We start from the raw sequence: 16,074 nt of genomic DNA, 5'->3' as shown, positions 1-16,074 counted from the left end.
GTCACTCCGCCGCGGGGTCGTGGCGGCGGAGGATCACGACCGTGAGACGGGACGAACGGCGAGGCGGACACCCAGGTGGGCATGCATGCCGAGCAGCCACGCCGCGCTGACGTACACCGAGACGGTCGAGCCGCCGAAGATCTGGGCCACCATGGTCACCGGGAACCACATGCCCGCCAGCAACGGCAGCCACCGCAGCGCTCCCTGGTAGCGGCCCTTGACCGCGAGGACAATGCCCAGGACCAGCATGCCGAGCTGACTGAGCGGCCAGCAGGCGTCCAGGATCATCAGCGGCAGCGGGAAATCGTCGTGGGTGGCGTAGCCGAAGGACAGCGCGTTGAGCAGGAACGCGCCGGGGAGCAGCACGAGCAGGCCGACCGGAACGATCCGGGCCCACCCGTCGCCGGCGCCGCGGGTGGCCAGCACCGTCCAGACGAAGGCGAACAGGCCCACGGCGAACAGCATCCCGGTGATGGTGTCGAGGGTCTGGATGCCTTCCTCGATCTTGTCCCCCACGATGACGGTGCCGACCGCCCAGGAGGCGGCCCCGGCGGCCAGCAGCAGTCCGGCGATCCGGATCCATGCCGGGTCCGCGGTACGTTGGATCGCGACGGGCTCGTTGGGATTGACGTTGCTGGGCACGATGCGGCTGGACATTGGTGTTCCTCCGTTGCTTGTCGGTGGCAACACGATCCCGGCCGTGCGTCCCGGGCGCCCAGGGAGCGCGGCCATGCGCGCGGTCCCGAGCTGGCCCGGCGTGACCTGGGCCAGGCGTCCCGGGGCGGCGGGGACATCGCTCCCAGGCACGCGGGACGGGCTGCGTGCAGCCAGCGTCGACCAACCCTCACTCACCCTTGCGAGGGCGCCGCCCGAACGAGGCCGAGAGCACGCCGGTCACCGGCCAAGGCCGGCCTCGCGGGCCTGGATGATGGCCTGGGCGCGGTCGGCGACCTGGAGCTTGGCGAAAACACTGGACACGTTGTTACGCACCGTCTTGGGCGCCAGCGACAGCCGCTCGGCGATCATCCGGTTGGACAGGCCGGCCGCGATCAGGTCGAGTATCTCCCGTTCCCGAACGGTGAGCTGGGGGAACGGCCCCTCTCGGACCGGACGGGCCACAGCCAGCCGGGCGAAGTAGCGCGTCACCCGTCCCGCGAGTGCCGGCCCGAAGATCACCTCCCCGCCGGCCACCGCCATGATGGCGCGCAGGATCTCCGTCTGCTCAGCCCCCTTGAGCAGGTAGCCGCGAGCGCCGGCGAGCATGGCGGCGAAGACGCTCTCGTCGTCCTCGTGCATCGTGAGCACCAGCACGTGCGTGTCCGGGCAGGTGGCGACGATCCGCTCGGTGGCCTGCACACCGTCCATCCTGGGCATCCTCAGGTCCATCACCACGACCTGAGGGCGCAGCCGGACGGCCTCGGCGACGGCCTCCTCCCCGTCCGCGGCGATCCCCACCACCTCGGCCTGGTCAGTCGAGGCGAGCATCATGCGCAGACCGTCCCGGTACACGGGATGATCGTCGGCGATCAGCACCCGCGGCGTCACGAGGAGGTCACGGTCCCGACGGGCAGGACGGCGTGGACCCGGGTTCCGCCGCCGCGGCCGACCCCGACCGCGCACTGGCCGCCCAACTCCTCCGCGCGCTCACGCATGCCGACCAGACCCACCCCGACCACGGCGCCCGGCAGGACCCCGCGCCCATCGTCGGTCACCTCGACCTCCAACTCGTTCCCCGCCACGGCGACACGCACGTGGCAGGTGTCCGCGCCCGCGTGCCGGGCGACGTTGGTCAGAGCCTCGCAGACGATCCGGTACGCCGCCACCTCGCTCGCGGCGGACAATCCCGTCAGGTCCCCCTCCACCTCCACCCGCACGGCGAGCCCATCGCCACGGAACCGGGCGGCCTCCTGCCGCAGCGCCCCGGCCAGGCCGAACTGATCCAGAGCCGGCGGCCGCAGATCGTGCACGAGCCGTCGCACGTCCCCCAACATCGTGGCAAGATCCTTCCTCACCTGCTCCAACGCCTCCCGGGCGGTGCCGGGATCCCGGGTCAGCAGGTTGTGCGCCGCCTCCACCTTCAGCGCGGCGGCGGCCAGCGTGGGCCCCAGCCCGTCGTGCAGGTCCCGGCGCAGCCTGCGCCGCTCCTCGGCCACGCCGGTGACCAGACGCTCGCGGCTGTGCTGCAGTTCCTCGGTCAGCGCAGTCGCCCGCACAGCCGCGGCGGCCTGCCGTACCACGTCGGCCAGCAGCCGCTGGTCGGATTCGGCCGGCCGCGCACCCGCGCGCAGTACCAGGACAAGCCGCCCGATCGGCGCGTCACGGTAGGCGAACGGCAGCACTACGACGTCCTCGCCGGGCGTGCCGTGTTCCACCACGACGGTCTTCCCATCCGCCCGGTCCAGTTCGACCCGCACGTACGGCGAGCGGAATACCGCCGACACCGCTTTCGCCACCTGCAGCAACAGCTCCTCCGGCCGCACGGACTCCTCAAGCCGCCGGGCGAGGGCCGAGACCACCTCGTACGGCTCCGTCCGCCCCATCAGCCCCCGGTTCACCCACCGCCGGACCCGCTCCCGCAGCGGCGCGTAGACCACCCCGACCAGGACCGCCGCCAGGACCGCCGCCACCGGCTCGTCGATGATCGCCCCCAGGCTCACGAAGACCGGCACGTCGATCGCCACGACGGCGACCGCGAGCCCGCCGTACAGGAGGGTCCAGCCGAGCACCGGATCAATGTCATAAAGCCGGTACCGGCTCACCGCCACCACGACCGCCGCTGCGACCGCCACCAGGGAGACGACGAACGACAGGTCCTGCGGCAGCCCGTCCACCACGGCGGAAGCCAGGATCAGTGTCGCGTTCAGCAGCGCCGCCATCAGCATCCAGCGAAGCTGCGCCCGCCGAACGCCCGCCGAGCCCCGGAACCGCCAGGCGAAGGCCACCACCGACACCAGCAGGCTCACCACCAGCAGCGCCGGCACCGCCGCCAGCGCCGAGCGCCATACCGCATCCGGGAGTGGCGGGAACGGCGGGTCAAGTCCCGGCCAATTCGTGCCCGGCAATTCGATCCGCCACGGGACGGCGAGGAACACCGCGACCGCCAGGCCCGTGGCCCCCAGCGACAGCCACGCGGCCCATCGCCACCGCGGTGATGGCAGCCGCCCATCAGGAAAGAACAGCAGCACCAGCAGCGGGAGCAGGTTCAGCAGCGGCCCCAGCCGCGCCCCGGCGTAGACCGCGGCCGGGGTCAGCGGCAGCGCGCCGCCGTGGCGGGTCAGCGACAGCACCGCGTACGCGGCGGCCAGGCCGTTCACGGCGGCGACGACGCCTCCGGCGATGAGCAGCCAGGTCATGAGGTGGCGGGGCAGGCGCACCGCCAGCACGGTCCCGGCGATCGCGAGGGCCACGCCGGGCACCGTCGAGGACCACACCGCCCAGTCCATCGGCTCGGGCCGCGTCACCGCCCCGGCCACCACATCAAGCCAGGTGGCGGCCCCACACACCACGACGCAGAGCGCGGCGAGAACCGACGCCCCAACCGCCAGGCGCCGATCCACGGCAGAGGCACCGCCGGTCATGGAAACGCCATGGCCGCCGGGGGCGGGCCCTGGCGGGGCCGGGACACGACCGGCGGGAAAGGGATCGGACACATCGCTCAGAGTGCCACACGGCGCGCCTCGCCCACCCGGGAGTGGTGTCCCGTCCCGTCCGGGACACACACCCTGGCCTGGAGTGGGACCAGCGGGGGCTTGCCGGCCTCGGAGCCTTGGGACACGCCAACAGGCCAGACTGCGCATCCCACCCACCGTGGACCCGTTCGCTGGGTGGCGGCAGGAACCGGTGACCCGCCGGCAGTTCGTCCCCACCGCCCGGAACTACACCGCCTGCCGGATTTCCACGTCTTCCACCGTCCTGCAACGGCAGTCCGAGCGTGTCTCGGTAACGCTACCGGGGTGTCGTCAGCGAGGCGTTTCGGAAGGATGCAACGCGCATACCAGTTGTCAGGGATTCCCTGACGAGCTAAATTGTCAGGGAATCCCTGACACCTTAGGAGTGCGCTGTGACACCGCCCGACACCCCGGCCGAACTCGCTCGGTGTTCCTTCTGCGGCAAGCCGGACACCAAGGTCGACAAGCTGGTCGCCGGCCCTGGAGTGTATATCTGCAACGAGTGCGTGGCGCTCGCCGCGTCGATCATCGACGGGAGCCTCGGCAACCCCCCAGGACCGCGCGTGCCCGTCTGGGAGTCGTTGACGGACGGGGAGATGCTGAGCCACATTCCGCGCGTCGCCGCGCACATCGACCAGGCCGAGGCCGACCTGCGCTCGTGGGTGCAGGAACTGCGCCGACGCGGCGTCACCTGGATCAAGATCGGCGAAGCTCTCGGGATCACCCGCCAGTCCGCATGGGAGCGGTTCTCCAGCGAGAAGTGACACGACCCGGGGCAATCCACCCGCATCTCGTGGTCTTCCATGCGAGATGATCCCGCTACGCGTGGCGGGGATGGGCTGTTCGAGGCGGAGCCGGTCGAGACGAAGCGGCCAGGTGCTTCGTATTCACGGTAGGCGCGAAACCGAATCCCGCACTCGTCGTTCCCTCAAGGTCGAGCACTTTGCATCGTGCCATGCCGCACGTGGCCCTTACCGCCCTCGCCGATCCGCCCGATCGGCACAGGCTGTCAAGTTCCTTGCGGACGGGCCCGGTCACCACCCGGACGAACGCCCTGGGAGTGTCGCCTCGACAGGCGATTCAACGTTCACTAGAAAGGATCAAAGCCAGGACCTGGGGGAACCCCAGGGGATTCACATGGCCTTCCCCACATATGGGTCGATCGGATGTGGAATCGGGGCTCGGATGAACCCACTCACTACGAGCTGGCCCCGGTACGTCTCCTTCATACCGACCGCCATGATCGTCATCGGCACCGTCCTCAACGTGCTGTCCCCGCGCTACTACTGGGGCGACTACCTTCTGGGCGCCGCGGTCGTGGCGGCAGGGGCGCTGCTCTCGCTCCGGCACACCTTCGCGGTCGCAGCGGCCATCGTCCTGGTCCAGCTGGTGTTGTTGATCAAGGATGGTTACTTCGGTCATGTCGTCGGCACGCTCTCATTGATCAGCGCGGTGTTCACCACGCTCGTCGGCCTCGGGGTGAACCGCGTGGTCACCAGCCACAGCCGCCGACTGGAAGTGATGCGCTCCGTCGCCGAGGCCGCCCAGTGTGCCGTGCTGCCCGCCCCGCCGGCGCGTATCGGCCCGCTGGCCGTCGCCGCGCTCTACAAGGCCGCGCAGATCGAGGCACTGATCGGCGGAGACGCCTACGCCGTACAGGAAACCCCGTACGGCACCAGGCTGCTGATCGCAGACGTGCGAGGCAAGGGCCTGGGCGCGGTCGGCACGGTGGCCGTACTGCTGGGCACATTCCGGGAGGCGGCGGACCAGGCGGCCGACCTCGTGCTGCTGGCCGAGCGTATGGAGCGCGCGCTGGTCAAAGAGGCCGCGTCGCGCGAGGAGAGCATCCGCATGGAGGGGTTCGTCACAGCGGTGCTCGGCGAGATCACACCGGACGCGGACAGTGTGCAGCTGCTGAACTGCGGCCACCCCCCGCCGTACCTCCTTGAGGGTGACACGGTGTCCTCGCTGGATCCCGGCGAGCCGAGTCTTCCCCTGGGCATGAGCGGCCTGGGCGTGCCGCGGGCAGAGCCGGAACGCCGGCCGTTCCCGACCGGGAGCACGCTCCTGCTGGTCACCGATGGAGTGACGGAGGCCCGGGGCCGTTACGGCACTTTCTACGACCCGGTGAGCCGGCTCGCCAGCCGGGGTTTGTTCCGGCAGCCAGGGGAGGTGGTCGAGGCCCTGGTACGCGATGTCGAGCGCTGGACCGGCGGCCCGCGCGATGACGACATGGCGATTCTGGCGATCACCCGGTACGCCGGCGGGCTACGTTGAGCCATATGGGCACCACCGACGATCCCCAGATGGTCAACGGGCAGGGACGCGGGCAAGAAGGTCCACGACCGGTCCACAACCAGCGAGCGCCAATGAGAACGGGCGGGACCCCGTGAGACTGGAGTCCCGCCCGTTTCGGCGTTCTAGCCCCAGGTCAGACCCAAGTTCGGGCTGGCCTGGCTTGTGTGCCCCCTGCAAGATTCGAACTTGCGCTCCCGGCTCCGGAGGCCGGTGCTCTATCCCCTGAGCTAAGGGGGCCAACGCGTCATTACATTACCAGCATCCTGGGGTTAACCGACACTCACTACGGAGAGCGAACGATCTTTGGAGAGGATTCGGGGGTGGAGAGTCATCCGGCGGGCCGGCTCGGGGAGGGGCGGACGGCACCCCGATAGCGGGAGAGGTAGTAGGCCGAGGTGGCGAAGTCGGTCGTTCTGACGACGCCGCCCTTTCCGGGCGCGTGGACCATGACGCCGTCCTTCACGTAGACCCCCACGTGGGTGGGATCCTTGGCGCCCCCGCCGAAGAAGACCAGGTCTCCCGGGCGGAGCTGCGAGAACGGCACCCGGCGGCCCTGCCTGAACTGGGTTCCGGTGTAGTGGGTGAGCCTGACCCCGGCCCTGGACCAGGCGTGCAGGGCGAGCCCGGAGCAGTCGAAGCCCCCGCCGGTCGGGCCGGCGCTCGAACCGCCACCCCAGACGTACGGCCTGCCGACCTGACGGAGCGCCGCGACCGCCGCGATCTGTCCCAGCGAGGGCGCGCCGCGTCCACGCGAGAGCACCGCCTGCCCGCGTGCAGACGCCGCCCGCCCCCTGGATGGGGTTTTCCGTCCGGGTGAGGACGCCGCCCATCCGCCGGACGGCGTTCTCCTCCCGCGTGGTGGGCGCTGTGACCGCTCGGCGAGCGCTCGCGAGGATTCCGGCCGGGAGGAGCTCCGCTTCGCTGAAGGAGCGGAAGCGGAACTCGAACCGACGGGAGGATCTACCGAAGCGCCGGCGAGAGAGCCTGCGGCAGCACCGGCAGGGGAAACCGGAGGGGTGGCGAGCCGGTGGGAGTGGTCGTCTCCCGGAGGGCCGTCGCTTCCCGGCCATTCGTCATGCTCGCCCTGGAAGCGGGCCTTCAGTCCGCTATTCGGCCATCCGCCGCCCGGATCCGAGAAGGTCGTCGACCGGTTGCCGTCTGTGTCCGGGAGGGCGGCACCGGGCGGTGTCGGCGCGGGGTGGTCTGTCAAGGTGGCTCCGGTATCCGGGAGAACGGTGCGCCGAGCCCCGCAGACGGCGGTGAGGGTGACGCGGACCTCCTCCAGCAGCCGGCGCGGGGCCGTCGTGGAGAGAAGGCCGGCCCAGGCGCCGCAGGCTTCCGGGGAGAGGCGGGGCGCGGGGACCTGGAAGCTCCCCGCGAGGGCCGCCGAGAGGATGGAGACGGTGACGAATGCCGTGATCACGCACGCCCTCCTTGGGCTCGATGAAGGATCGAGGCCCCAGGATCGGCGTGCGGAAGTGATCACCAAGGAGCCGAACGCGGTTCTGTGGAAAACCTGTCGCCTGTGGACAGCTGTGCGTACACATCCGCGGAAACCCGCGCGGGGGCGGGAAAGAGGAGTTAGCCTCACGCCGTGGGAGAGGTTCTGGGCAGGGTGTTGGTAGTGGATGACGACGACGTCATCCGGCAGCTCATCGCGGTCAACCTGACCCTGGAGGGGTTCCAGGTCGACACGGCCTCCGACGGGCAGGACTGCCTGGACCGGGTGCTGGACGTGATGCCCGACGTCATCACGCTGGACGTCATGATGCCCAGGCTGGACGGCTGGATGACCGCCACCAGGCTGCGGGGCGACAAGGGGACCAGGCACATCAAGGTGGTCCTGATCACCGCGCGGGCGCAGGAGGACGACAAGCGGCGGGGCCTCGGGATCGGGGTCGACGCCTACCTGACGAAACCCTTCGACCCCGCCGAGCTGATCCAGGTCGTCCGCGATCTGGCCCTGACCGCCCGCAGCGGTTAGCGCAGGTCCTGACCCGGCGCCCGACCACGCCGGTCAGCGGGACCCCTGACCGCCAGGCGGGACGGAGCAGGCCCCGATCACGCGAATCCGGCCGGAGCAGGTCGTGATCGCGCGGCCGATCAGGACGAGTCCAGCCACACCGGGCAGGCCAGGACAGGCCGCGATCACGGTGGCGGGGCGAGCCGGCTGACGGCGGGCGGTCAGAGCAGGCCGTCCCTGCGGGCCACGGCGGCGGCCTGGGTACGGGAGGAGACGCCCAGCTTGGCGAGAATGTTGGAGACGTGCACGCTCACCGTCTTCTGTGCGATGAACAGCCGCTCGCCGATCTCCCGGTTGGGCAGTCCCTCGGCCACCAGGGCGAGCACCTCCTGCTCACGAGCCGTGAGCAGGGTCGGCGACGCGGAGACGAAGCGCGCCCTGCGGCCCAGCTCGGCCAGGGCGGCGGCGAGCGGCTGGGCGCGCAGTGACTCGGCGGCCTCGACGGCGAGTTCCCATTCCTTCAGGGCCGCGACGCGGTCGCCCGCGACGAGCAGCGCCTCGGCCAGCCGCCACCGCGAGCGAGCGACCTCGTAGACGAACCCGAAGTCGAACGCCTCGACCACCGCGCGCCACGCCGCGACGTCGAGGCGGCCGTGCGCCCGGTGCCACTCGGCCTCGGCCCGGGCCAGCCAGGCCAGCCCCTCGGGGCCCATCGGCCCCCGGCGGACGGAGCCGGGGCCGACGTCGGCGGGCACCCTGGCCCGTTCCAGAAGGGCGTCGGCCTCGTCGGCGCGCCCCAGGTCCGTCAGCGCCCACAGGGCGGTGCTGCTGAGCCGGATCACGGCCGGGTCGTTGGGAATATGGGCGTCGAGCCCCGCGAGGGCGTGTTCGAGCGCGCTCTCCGGATCGCCGCGCCACAGCGCGTGCTCGGCGGCCAGGCCGCGGCCCATGGAGGTGACCGTGACATCGTCGGGCCAGAAGGGCTCCAGCCAGGACAGGCGCTCCTCGACGACGGGCAGGCCCCTGGCCACCTCGACGAAGAGCGCGAAGGACGACAGCAGCGCCTCCGCCGGGGTGCCGACGCGGACACCGAACCCGGAGGCGACCTTCTCCGCCTGGTCCCACTCCCCCGCGACGTAGTGGATCAGAAGCCGCAGGAAGCGCAAATCGGTGCCGAAGGTGCTCCAGTTGAGCCCGGTCTCGTGCGCCAGCCGCAGTCCCCGGTCGGTGGTGACCGCCGCCTCGGCCAGGTCTCCGTTCTCGTACTGGAGGCGGGCCTGGTTGAAGATGGCCCGCAGATCGATGCCGAGGTTGCCCGAACTCTCCGCGGTGGCGCGGGCGAGCAGTTCCTTGGCTCGGGGGATGTCGTCGGCGAGGGCCGCGAGGATCGCGAGAGTGGTCAGCGCGCTGGTCTCCGCGTCGGCGGCGCCGCTGGCACGGGCCGTCTCCAGGGCGCGACCGGCCAGGGCCTCGACCTCGTCGTGCCGCTCGGTCCAGTAGAGCGAACGAGCGTAGGTGGCGAGCGCGCGGGCGAGCACGGGCCCCTCCGGTGCCGCCGCGACGGCCGCGTGTGCGGCGGCGATCGCGCCCGGGACGTCCTCGGTGTCGATGAGGACGTACGCGAGCCGCTCGTTGACCTCGGCGGAGGACGGCAGGCGCCGGAGCTGGGAGATCGCCCGGTGGTTGTCGCCGCTGTCGGCCGCCGCGTCGGCGCTGCGCCTGGCGAGGCCGACGTGGTCGATCCCGGCCAGGCGCTCGGCGTCGGGGACCCGGTCCCAGAGGCCGAGCGCCCGGTCGAAGTGGCGGTGTGCCTCGGCCGGGGCGCCCAGCCGTTCGGCCCTCCGCCCGGCCTCCACCGACGCCGCCAGCGCCCCCGGCAGGTCGTGTCCCGCCAGGTAGTGGTGGGCGAGCTCGGCCGCGGAACCTCCTCGGGCGGTCAGCAGGCGGGCGAACTCGGCGTGCGTCCTGATCCGCTCGCCGGGCAGCAGGTCGGTGTAGACGACCTCCTGCAGGAGCGCGTGCCGGAAGGCGTAGCCGTATTCCCCGTCGGGGCGGAGCAGACCGCGCGAGACGATCTCCCGCATGGCCTCCTCGAAGGCCAGGTCATCGAGGCCCGAGGCCTCCTGGAGCAGGTCGTGGTCGGCCCGGCGGCCCGCGACGGCCGCGCCGCGGAGCACCCCCTGCGCGGGATCGGAGAGCAGCTCCACCCGGGAGAGCAGCAGACCGGCCAGGCCGTCGGGCATCGAGCAGCCGGCGGAGACCGCCTCCAGCAACTCCTGGGCGTAGAAGGGGTTGCCCTCGGCCCGGTCGACGACCTCCCGCAGCACGCGGGCGTCGGTACCCCCGAGCGCGGCCAGATAGTCGGTCATCTCGTGGCGGTCGAGGGGATCAAGCTCCACGGAGGTCACCGAGGGGAGCCGCTTGAGCTCGGCGAGGACCCTGCGGAGCGGGTGCCGGCGGTGCAGGTCGTCCGTGCGGTAGGTGCCGACGAGGCAGACCGGCTCGGTCTGCAGCACCCGGCTGAGAAAAACCAGCAGGTCGCGGGTGGACTGGTCGGCCCAGTGCAGGTCTTCGAGCACCAGCAGCACCGGCCGCGCGGCCAGGAAGCCGAGCATCGAGCCGAAGAGCTGCTGCTGCGTCAGGCCCGAGGTGCTCTCCCCACCGGCGTCGGTGCCGCCGGGCAGCAGCCTGCCGAGGACCGGCCGCGCGTCGAGCTCCGCGCGCAGCTCCCCGCGCACGGAGCGCAGGGCGTCGGCGAGCGGGAGGTACGGAAGGGCGTCACCGAGTTCGGCGCACTGCCCGATGAGCACGGCGAATCCGGCGGCCTCGGCCCGCTCGGCCAGCTCGGTGACCATCCGGGTCTTGCCGATGCCCGCGTCACCCCCCAGCAGGGCGACTCCGGCCTGCCCCGCCGCGGCGGTGTCGAGCACGACGGTCAGCCGATTGAGTTCTGCCGCCCGCCCAATAAGAACGTTTTGCACGCTTTGCTACCCCCCGTCGGCGAGTATCGCACGTGGCACCGACGGGAATGGATGGTCGACATCGCACCGGCCCGGGGATCGATCACCCGAGACGTGCACCGGCGGGGCCGATTCCGGCCGGTTCCGCACCGCGGTCGACGTCGCGTCGGCGCCGGGATCGATAGCCCGGCCGGAACACTTCACAAGACATCGGCGGGGCCGGTTCCAGCTGACGCGGGGACCCGATTGGTACCCCGAGGCGTCCGCGTATTGGCCCTGACGACGGGGAGACGGACGCTTCTAAGGTCGGAGCATGGTCTCCCCGTCCACATTACTGATCTTCTCGGTCGCGTCGCTGGCACTGGTCCTGGTGCCGGGCCCGAACCACATCTACATCATCACCCGGGCCGTCTCGCAGGGCCGTGCCGCCGGTGTCGCGAGCGCGTTCGGCGTGGAGGTCGGCACGCTGGTGCACATCGCCGCGGCGGCGGCCGGTCTCTCGTACGTGATCGCACAGTCCGCGACCCTGTTCAACGTGATCAAGTGGGCCGGTGTGGCCTACCTGGTCTATCTGGGCGTCCGGGCGCTGACGAGCAGGCAGGAGCTCACGGCCGGGGAGACGGCCCCGCAGCCGCTGCGGGCGATCTTCCTTGAGGGCATGGTCGTCAACCTGCTCAACCCCAAGGTCATCCTCTTCTTCCTGGCGTTCCTGCCGCAGTTCGTGGAGCCGGAGGCGGGTGCGGTGCCGCTGCAGATCGCCGTCCTGGGCGCGACCCTGCTGGTCCTGGGCCTGCTCTCCGACCTGATCTACGCCATGGCCGCGGGCGCCCTCGGCAGCCGGCTGAGGATCAGGTCGGCCCTGCTCGGCCACTTCAGCGGGGTCGTCTACCTCGTCCTCGGCGTCGCGACCGCGCTCTCCGGCCGCTCCGTCTGAACGTACGAACCCAGCTGGTCGCACAGGTCCCCCGCCAGGCGGGCCAGCGGCCCGGGGGCCGCCAGCACGCCCAGGTGCCCCCGGCGGGGGATCAGGATCAGGCGCCCGTTCCGGCAGGCCCGGAGAAAGTCGCGCTCGTTCGCCCGGAACGGGTCCCGGGCGCCGTTGACCAGCCAGACGCGTCCCGGGTAGGCGGCCAGCGCAGCGAGCTGGTCGTGGCCGGTGACGGCCTCGACGACCTGGGGCATCACCTCGCAGGAGAGCCCACCCGCCACCATCGCCTCCCCGACGGGACCTGGCAGGAGGCGGCGGAGGCCGTAGGAGCTGATCCGGTTCGCGAGCGACGGGTTCCTGGCGGCGAGCGAGGCGGCGAACCGGTAGGTTCCGGCCGCCGCCGGGCCACGGGCCGTGCATCCCATCGCCATCAGCCCCGCCACCCGCCCGGGGAAGCGCTCGGCGGTGGCGATGCCGACGTACCCGCCGAGCGAGAGACCGGCCACCAGTGCCCGGCCGCCCAGCGCGTCGACGGCGTCGGCGACCGCCGACGTCGCCGCGTCCATCGTGAACGGCTCGCCGGAGCGGGTGCCGTGGCCGGGCAGGTCGACCGCCACCGCGGGACGGTCGAGGCGGGAGATGACGGGGCCCCACATGGTCGCGCTGAGCCGGATGCCGTGGACGAAAACGATGGGGAGCATGAGACCTCCGGTTCAGATGGATGTCTCGATTAAAACACAACGCACCGTTGCGTTGTTATGGTTGGACGCATGGCACCCCGTAAGGAACAGCAGATCTTCCAGGCGACGCTCGAACTGCTCGCGGCCAAGGGCTATGAGGGCCTGACCGTGGAGGGAGTGGCGGAGCGGTCGGGGGTCAACAAGACCACGATCTACCGCTGGTGGCCGTCGAAGGCGGCGCTGCTGGCCGCCGCCCTGGTCGAGGCCGACCTGCTCACGATGGAGCCACCGGACACCGGCGGTCTCAGGGGCGATCTGGAGGCCCTGGTCGAGGGGGTGGCCGCGCTGCTCACCCGTCCCCCGGCCTCCGATGTCGCGGTGGCCGCCCTCGGCGCCGCCGTCCACCACCCCGAGCTGGCAGAGGCGACCCGGAGCTTCTTCGCCGACCGGTTCGCGCGGGAGGAGGCCGTCTTCGACCGCGCGCGGCGGCGCGGCGAGCTGTCGGCCGAGGCCGACCCCATGCTCATCGTGGACCTGCTCGCCGGGGCGGTCTGGCTGCGCGCGGTCTTCCGCGCCCTCCCCCTCGACGAGGACTTCGCCGCCCGGGCCGTGAGCGCCGTCCTGGACGGCTCCCTCGCCCGGTGAGGTCAGGTGAGGTCAGGCGGAGAGCGCGCCCGGGATGCGGTCCAGGATCGGGTAGGGCATGAGCCCGTACGCGTAGAAGTCGACCGCGTCCGCCCCCGAGGCCCGCACGGCGCGGACCTTGGCCGCGAGGCGCTCGGCCGAGTCGGTGTCGGGGAGACCGGGCCGGAGGACGACCCGCAGTTCCCTGTCCTTGCCCGTCGAGCGGCGGTAGGCGACCACGTCGTCCGCCACCCTGCCCGCGTCGCGGGCGTAGGCGAGCACGCCGAGCGAGGGCACCAGGTCGCCGAGGGCGACCAGGTCGACGCCGAGCTGCCAGGAGTCGTGCGCGGCGAGCCCCGGCGAGGGCAGACCGTCGCGGTAGCCCTTGACGGAGCCGGTGGCGTCCAGGAAGACCAGTCGTGAGCCCTCGGCGGTGACGGCGGTGGAGACGTCGGAGACCAGCGAGGTCACCACCTCGGAGCGGGCCCGCGCGTAGGCGACCACCTCGGGACCCGCGTACGCGGTCAGTGCCGCGCGGGTCACCTCGCCCTGGGCGGGCGGGTCGCCGTCGAGGACGGCGCCCACGATCCTGGTGCACTCCTCGCGTGCCACCTCGGCGTTGACCCCCAGGCCGGCCGCTCCGCGCATGCAGAAGTCGCAGAAGCAGAGGCCGAGCAGGAACGTGTCCATCGGCCCGAGCGGGACGAAGCTGCGCTCGTGGTGGTAGCCGTGGCCGAACGTCGAGAAGTGCAGCGCCTCGGCCACCACGCTGTCGACGCCCTGCCTGGCCACCGCCCTGCCCAGCGCGACCGCGTACCGCCGGACGTCGGGGTGGGAGGGGCACAGGTCCACGGGCGAGCTCCGGTCACCGAAGCAGTTGCGTACCGTCACGTCGGGGTTGGCCAGGCCGAGCGTGGTGTTCTGCAGGAAGACGGTCCAGCCGTGCAGCGCGAGTCCCCGCTCGGCGGTGGCCAGGCGGAGCGCGGCCAGCGGCTCCTCTTCCGCGCCTTCCTGGACCGGCGGGACCAGCCGCAGCTCGCCGAACAGGTCGGCGGGCGGCGTGAAGTGCGCGCCGTCGCTGCGGAGCGTCACCCGGGAGCGGCCGTGCGGGGTGACGTCGCGGGCGCGGCGGTATGCCGCGGCCACGGTCATCCCCGTCAGGCCGTATCCGGTGATCCGGTCAAGGACCGCCTCCATGCCCTCCCCGCGTACGTCCTCGACGTAGACGTATAGCGAGCTGTCCAAGCCGCCGCCCTCCCATGAAGTCGGTCAGACTCTAACGCGGCTTGTAGGCCACGAAGTCGATCTCGACAAGGATGTCCATCAGGTCGGAGCCGACGGTCGTGCGGACGGGATAAGGGCGGGTGAAATACGACTTGTACGCCTCGTTGTAGGCGGCGAAGTCACGCTTGAGGTGCTGCAGGTGCACCGTCGACTTCACCACGTCGTCGAAGCCAAGGCCGTGCGCCGCGAGGATGGCGCCGAGGTTGCGCATCACCTGATGCGTCTGTTCGGCCACCTCGGTCCCGACGACCTCGCCGGTCTCGGGGCTCAGCGGCCCCATGCCCGAGGTGTAGACGAAATCGCCGACCACGAGGCCCTGCGAGTACGCCCCCACGGGCGCCGCACCCTCGTCGGTACGCAGCTCCTGCTTGCCGCTCATCTCGTCACTCCTCAAAAGGGGAAAAGGGGGATCAGAAAAAGGTGTTTATCAGATCGACGACGACGTACTCCTCGTCGACCACCGGCATGACCCGCCACTTGTCGAAGGCGGTGCACGGATGGGAGATGCCGAACGACACCAGGTCCCCCGGCTTCACCGGCGATCCCGGCGCCAGTCTCAGGACCGTGTGCTGGTCCTGGACCTTGAGCACCGTCGCGTCCGCGACGGCTCCGCGCGGGATCGGCAGCCCCTCGTCGAAGGGGGCGTCGCGCTTGCCGAACCCGACCACGGCCAGGCCGGGCTCGGGAACGCTCAGCACGTGTGCCCAGATCTCCAGCGCGGCGCGCAGTTCCCCGTCCATCCGGGTGTACGGGGTGCGCTCGCGGTAGTAGCCGTCGTCGTGGGAGACGTAGGCGCCGCTGCGCAACATGACCCTGGCCCGGCAGGTGGCGAGCTCGCGGCCGATCACGTCGAACCACTGGCTGCCGCCCACGGACAGGATCGGGTCGCGCACCCGCAGGTGCTCCAGCGCCTCCAGCAACCGGTACAGGTAGGCCCGCACCTCGCCGGTGGATCCCAGCGAACCCTCGTACCCGGCGACGCCGGCCAGTTGCACGCCCTCGGCCGTCTGCGCCGCAGAGGCGACCTCCAGCAACTCGGCGAGGGTACGGCTGCCGCCCCGGCCGCCCTCATGGCCCAGCTCCGCCAGGACCCGGAACGGCCTGGCCCCGGCGTGCCGGGAGAGCGTCTCGACCCCGGCCACCGAGTCGACGAAGCAGAGGACCTCGAACGCGGGGTCCTCCGCCAGCTGCGCGGCGAGTGCGTCCAGCCCCGCGGGGTCGAAGACCTGGTTGGCGAGGACGATCCTTGCGACTCCGAACTCACGCAGGGTGAGCGCCTGGCTGGGGGTGGCGACGGTCATCCCCCACGCGCCCGCCTCCAGCTGCGCCCTGATGAGCTCTGGCGACATGGTGGTCTTGGCATGCGGGGCGAAGATCAGCCCGTACGCCCCGGTGAAGGCCGCGAGCGTCGCGATGTTGTGCTCCAGCGCGCTTCTGTGGGCCACCATCACCGGAAAGGTGAACGCCCCGCCGAACAGCGAGGCCCCCAGCGCCCCCTCGGGATCCACGATCCCCTTCACGTCCCGGCCCTTCCTGTGGTCACCTGTGCGGATTTAGCGGGCCATCGGCCGTTGAATCCGGGCGTGGGAGGTCACATCCCCGTTGGTCGCCCTGAGGACCCTATCCTCCTGGCGCCCTCTCCGGTGCCGTGTTGTCAGAGCCGCGGCTC

General features: G+C 71.4%; 14 protein-coding genes and 1 tRNA gene. 5 read left to right on the top strand and 10 right to left on the bottom strand.

The annotated features are described in order from the left end of the window. Positions 1-33: 33 nt before the first annotated feature. The 3 genes from ABZU75_RS12470 to ABZU75_RS12460 all read right to left on the bottom strand — a co-directional run bounded on the left by ABZU75_RS12470 (position 34) and on the right by ABZU75_RS12460 (position 3,557). Positions 34-657, bottom strand: coding sequence for a hypothetical protein (locus ABZU75_RS12470; protein WP_355552748.1), 624 nt, complete (start codon positions 655-657; stop codon positions 34-36). A gap of 237 nt (positions 658-894) precedes the next feature. Further along, on the bottom strand, positions 895-1,533 hold the full coding sequence (locus ABZU75_RS12465; RefSeq protein ID WP_355552824.1) for a response regulator transcription factor: 639 nt from the start codon (positions 1,531-1,533) through the stop codon (positions 895-897). 8 nt (positions 1,534-1,541) lie between these two features. Then, complete coding sequence (locus ABZU75_RS12460; RefSeq protein ID WP_355552745.1) at positions 1,542-3,557, bottom strand: histidine kinase; 2,016 nt, start codon at positions 3,555-3,557, stop codon at positions 1,542-1,544. Positions 3,558-4,060: 503 nt separating this feature from the next. Between ABZU75_RS12460 and ABZU75_RS12455 the strand changes: the two genes are divergently transcribed. Both ABZU75_RS12455 and ABZU75_RS12450 read left to right on the top strand, forming a co-directional pair. Beyond that, positions 4,061-4,432 (top strand): ClpX C4-type zinc finger protein, encoded by a 372-nt coding sequence (locus ABZU75_RS12455; RefSeq protein WP_355552742.1) that lies wholly within the window; start codon positions 4,061-4,063, stop codon positions 4,430-4,432. A gap of 421 nt (positions 4,433-4,853) precedes the next feature. After that, positions 4,854-5,945 carry a PP2C family protein-serine/threonine phosphatase gene (locus ABZU75_RS12450; RefSeq protein ID WP_355552739.1) on the top strand — a complete coding sequence of 364 codons (1,092 nt, stop codon included), beginning with the start codon at positions 4,854-4,856 and terminating at the stop codon, positions 5,943-5,945. A 186-nt stretch (positions 5,946-6,131) separates the two neighbouring features. Here ABZU75_RS12450 and ABZU75_RS12445 read toward each other — a convergent pair. Both ABZU75_RS12445 and ABZU75_RS12440 read right to left on the bottom strand, forming a co-directional pair. Beyond that, a tRNA-Arg gene (locus ABZU75_RS12445) sits at positions 6,132-6,203 on the bottom strand. A gap of 91 nt (positions 6,204-6,294) precedes the next feature. After that, positions 6,295-6,726 carry a C40 family peptidase gene (locus tag ABZU75_RS12440; protein WP_355552736.1) on the bottom strand — a complete coding sequence of 144 codons (432 nt, stop codon included), beginning with the start codon at positions 6,724-6,726 and terminating at the stop codon, positions 6,295-6,297. 834 nt (positions 6,727-7,560) lie between these two features. Between ABZU75_RS12440 and ABZU75_RS12435 the strand changes: the two genes are divergently transcribed. After that, the gene (locus ABZU75_RS12435; RefSeq protein WP_350928090.1) at positions 7,561-7,950 is read left to right on the top strand and encodes a response regulator; all 390 of its coding nucleotides are present in this window, start codon (positions 7,561-7,563) and stop codon (positions 7,948-7,950) included. A 200-nt stretch (positions 7,951-8,150) separates the two neighbouring features. Here ABZU75_RS12435 and ABZU75_RS12430 read toward each other — a convergent pair whose 3' ends face one another. Further along, a complete protein-coding gene (locus ABZU75_RS12430; RefSeq protein WP_355552731.1) occupies positions 8,151-10,910 on the bottom strand; it encodes an AAA family ATPase in 2,760 nt (919 codons plus the stop codon). 292 nt (positions 10,911-11,202) lie between these two features. On the opposite strand from ABZU75_RS12430, the gene ABZU75_RS12425 reads away from it, so the two are divergent. Next, positions 11,203-11,823, top strand: a complete 621-nt coding sequence (locus tag ABZU75_RS12425) for a LysE family translocator (protein WP_355552728.1) — start codon at positions 11,203-11,205, stop codon at positions 11,821-11,823. On the opposite strand, the gene ABZU75_RS12420 is transcribed toward ABZU75_RS12425, so the two are convergent. After that, complete coding sequence (locus ABZU75_RS12420) at positions 11,775-12,518, bottom strand: alpha/beta hydrolase (protein WP_355552725.1); 744 nt, start codon at positions 12,516-12,518, stop codon at positions 11,775-11,777. The genes ABZU75_RS12425 and ABZU75_RS12420 overlap by 49 nt on opposite strands. Positions 12,519-12,587: 69 nt before the next feature. Between ABZU75_RS12420 and ABZU75_RS12415 the strand changes: the two genes are divergently transcribed. Next, positions 12,588-13,142 (top strand): TetR/AcrR family transcriptional regulator, encoded by a 555-nt coding sequence (locus tag ABZU75_RS12415; protein ID WP_355552722.1) that lies wholly within the window; start codon positions 12,588-12,590, stop codon positions 13,140-13,142. 12 nt (positions 13,143-13,154) lie between these two features. On the opposite strand, the gene ABZU75_RS12410 is transcribed toward ABZU75_RS12415, so the two are convergent. Genes ABZU75_RS12410 through ABZU75_RS12400 form a run of 3 tightly spaced genes read right to left on the bottom strand, consistent with a single transcriptional unit; the run spans position 13,155 to position 15,925 of the window. After that, positions 13,155-14,366 carry a hypothetical protein gene (locus ABZU75_RS12410; protein WP_350928100.1) on the bottom strand — a complete coding sequence of 404 codons (1,212 nt, stop codon included), beginning with the start codon at positions 14,364-14,366 and terminating at the stop codon, positions 13,155-13,157. A 31-nt stretch (positions 14,367-14,397) separates the two neighbouring features. Continuing rightward, a complete protein-coding gene (locus tag ABZU75_RS12405) occupies positions 14,398-14,784 on the bottom strand; it encodes a Rid family detoxifying hydrolase (protein WP_030906870.1) in 387 nt (128 codons plus the stop codon). Between the two features lie 31 nt (positions 14,785-14,815). Continuing rightward, positions 14,816-15,925 (bottom strand): alanine racemase, encoded by a 1,110-nt coding sequence (locus ABZU75_RS12400; RefSeq protein ID WP_355552717.1) that lies wholly within the window; start codon positions 15,923-15,925, stop codon positions 14,816-14,818. Positions 15,926-16,074 lie beyond the last annotated feature (149 nt).

This window comes from Streptosporangium sp. NPDC005286 (genome assembly GCF_040607515.1).
Lineage (GTDB): Bacteria > Actinomycetota > Actinomycetes > Streptosporangiales > Streptosporangiaceae > Streptosporangium.
The sequence above is the reverse complement of the archived record's forward strand: the minus strand, read 5'-3'. Positions and strand labels throughout refer to the sequence as shown.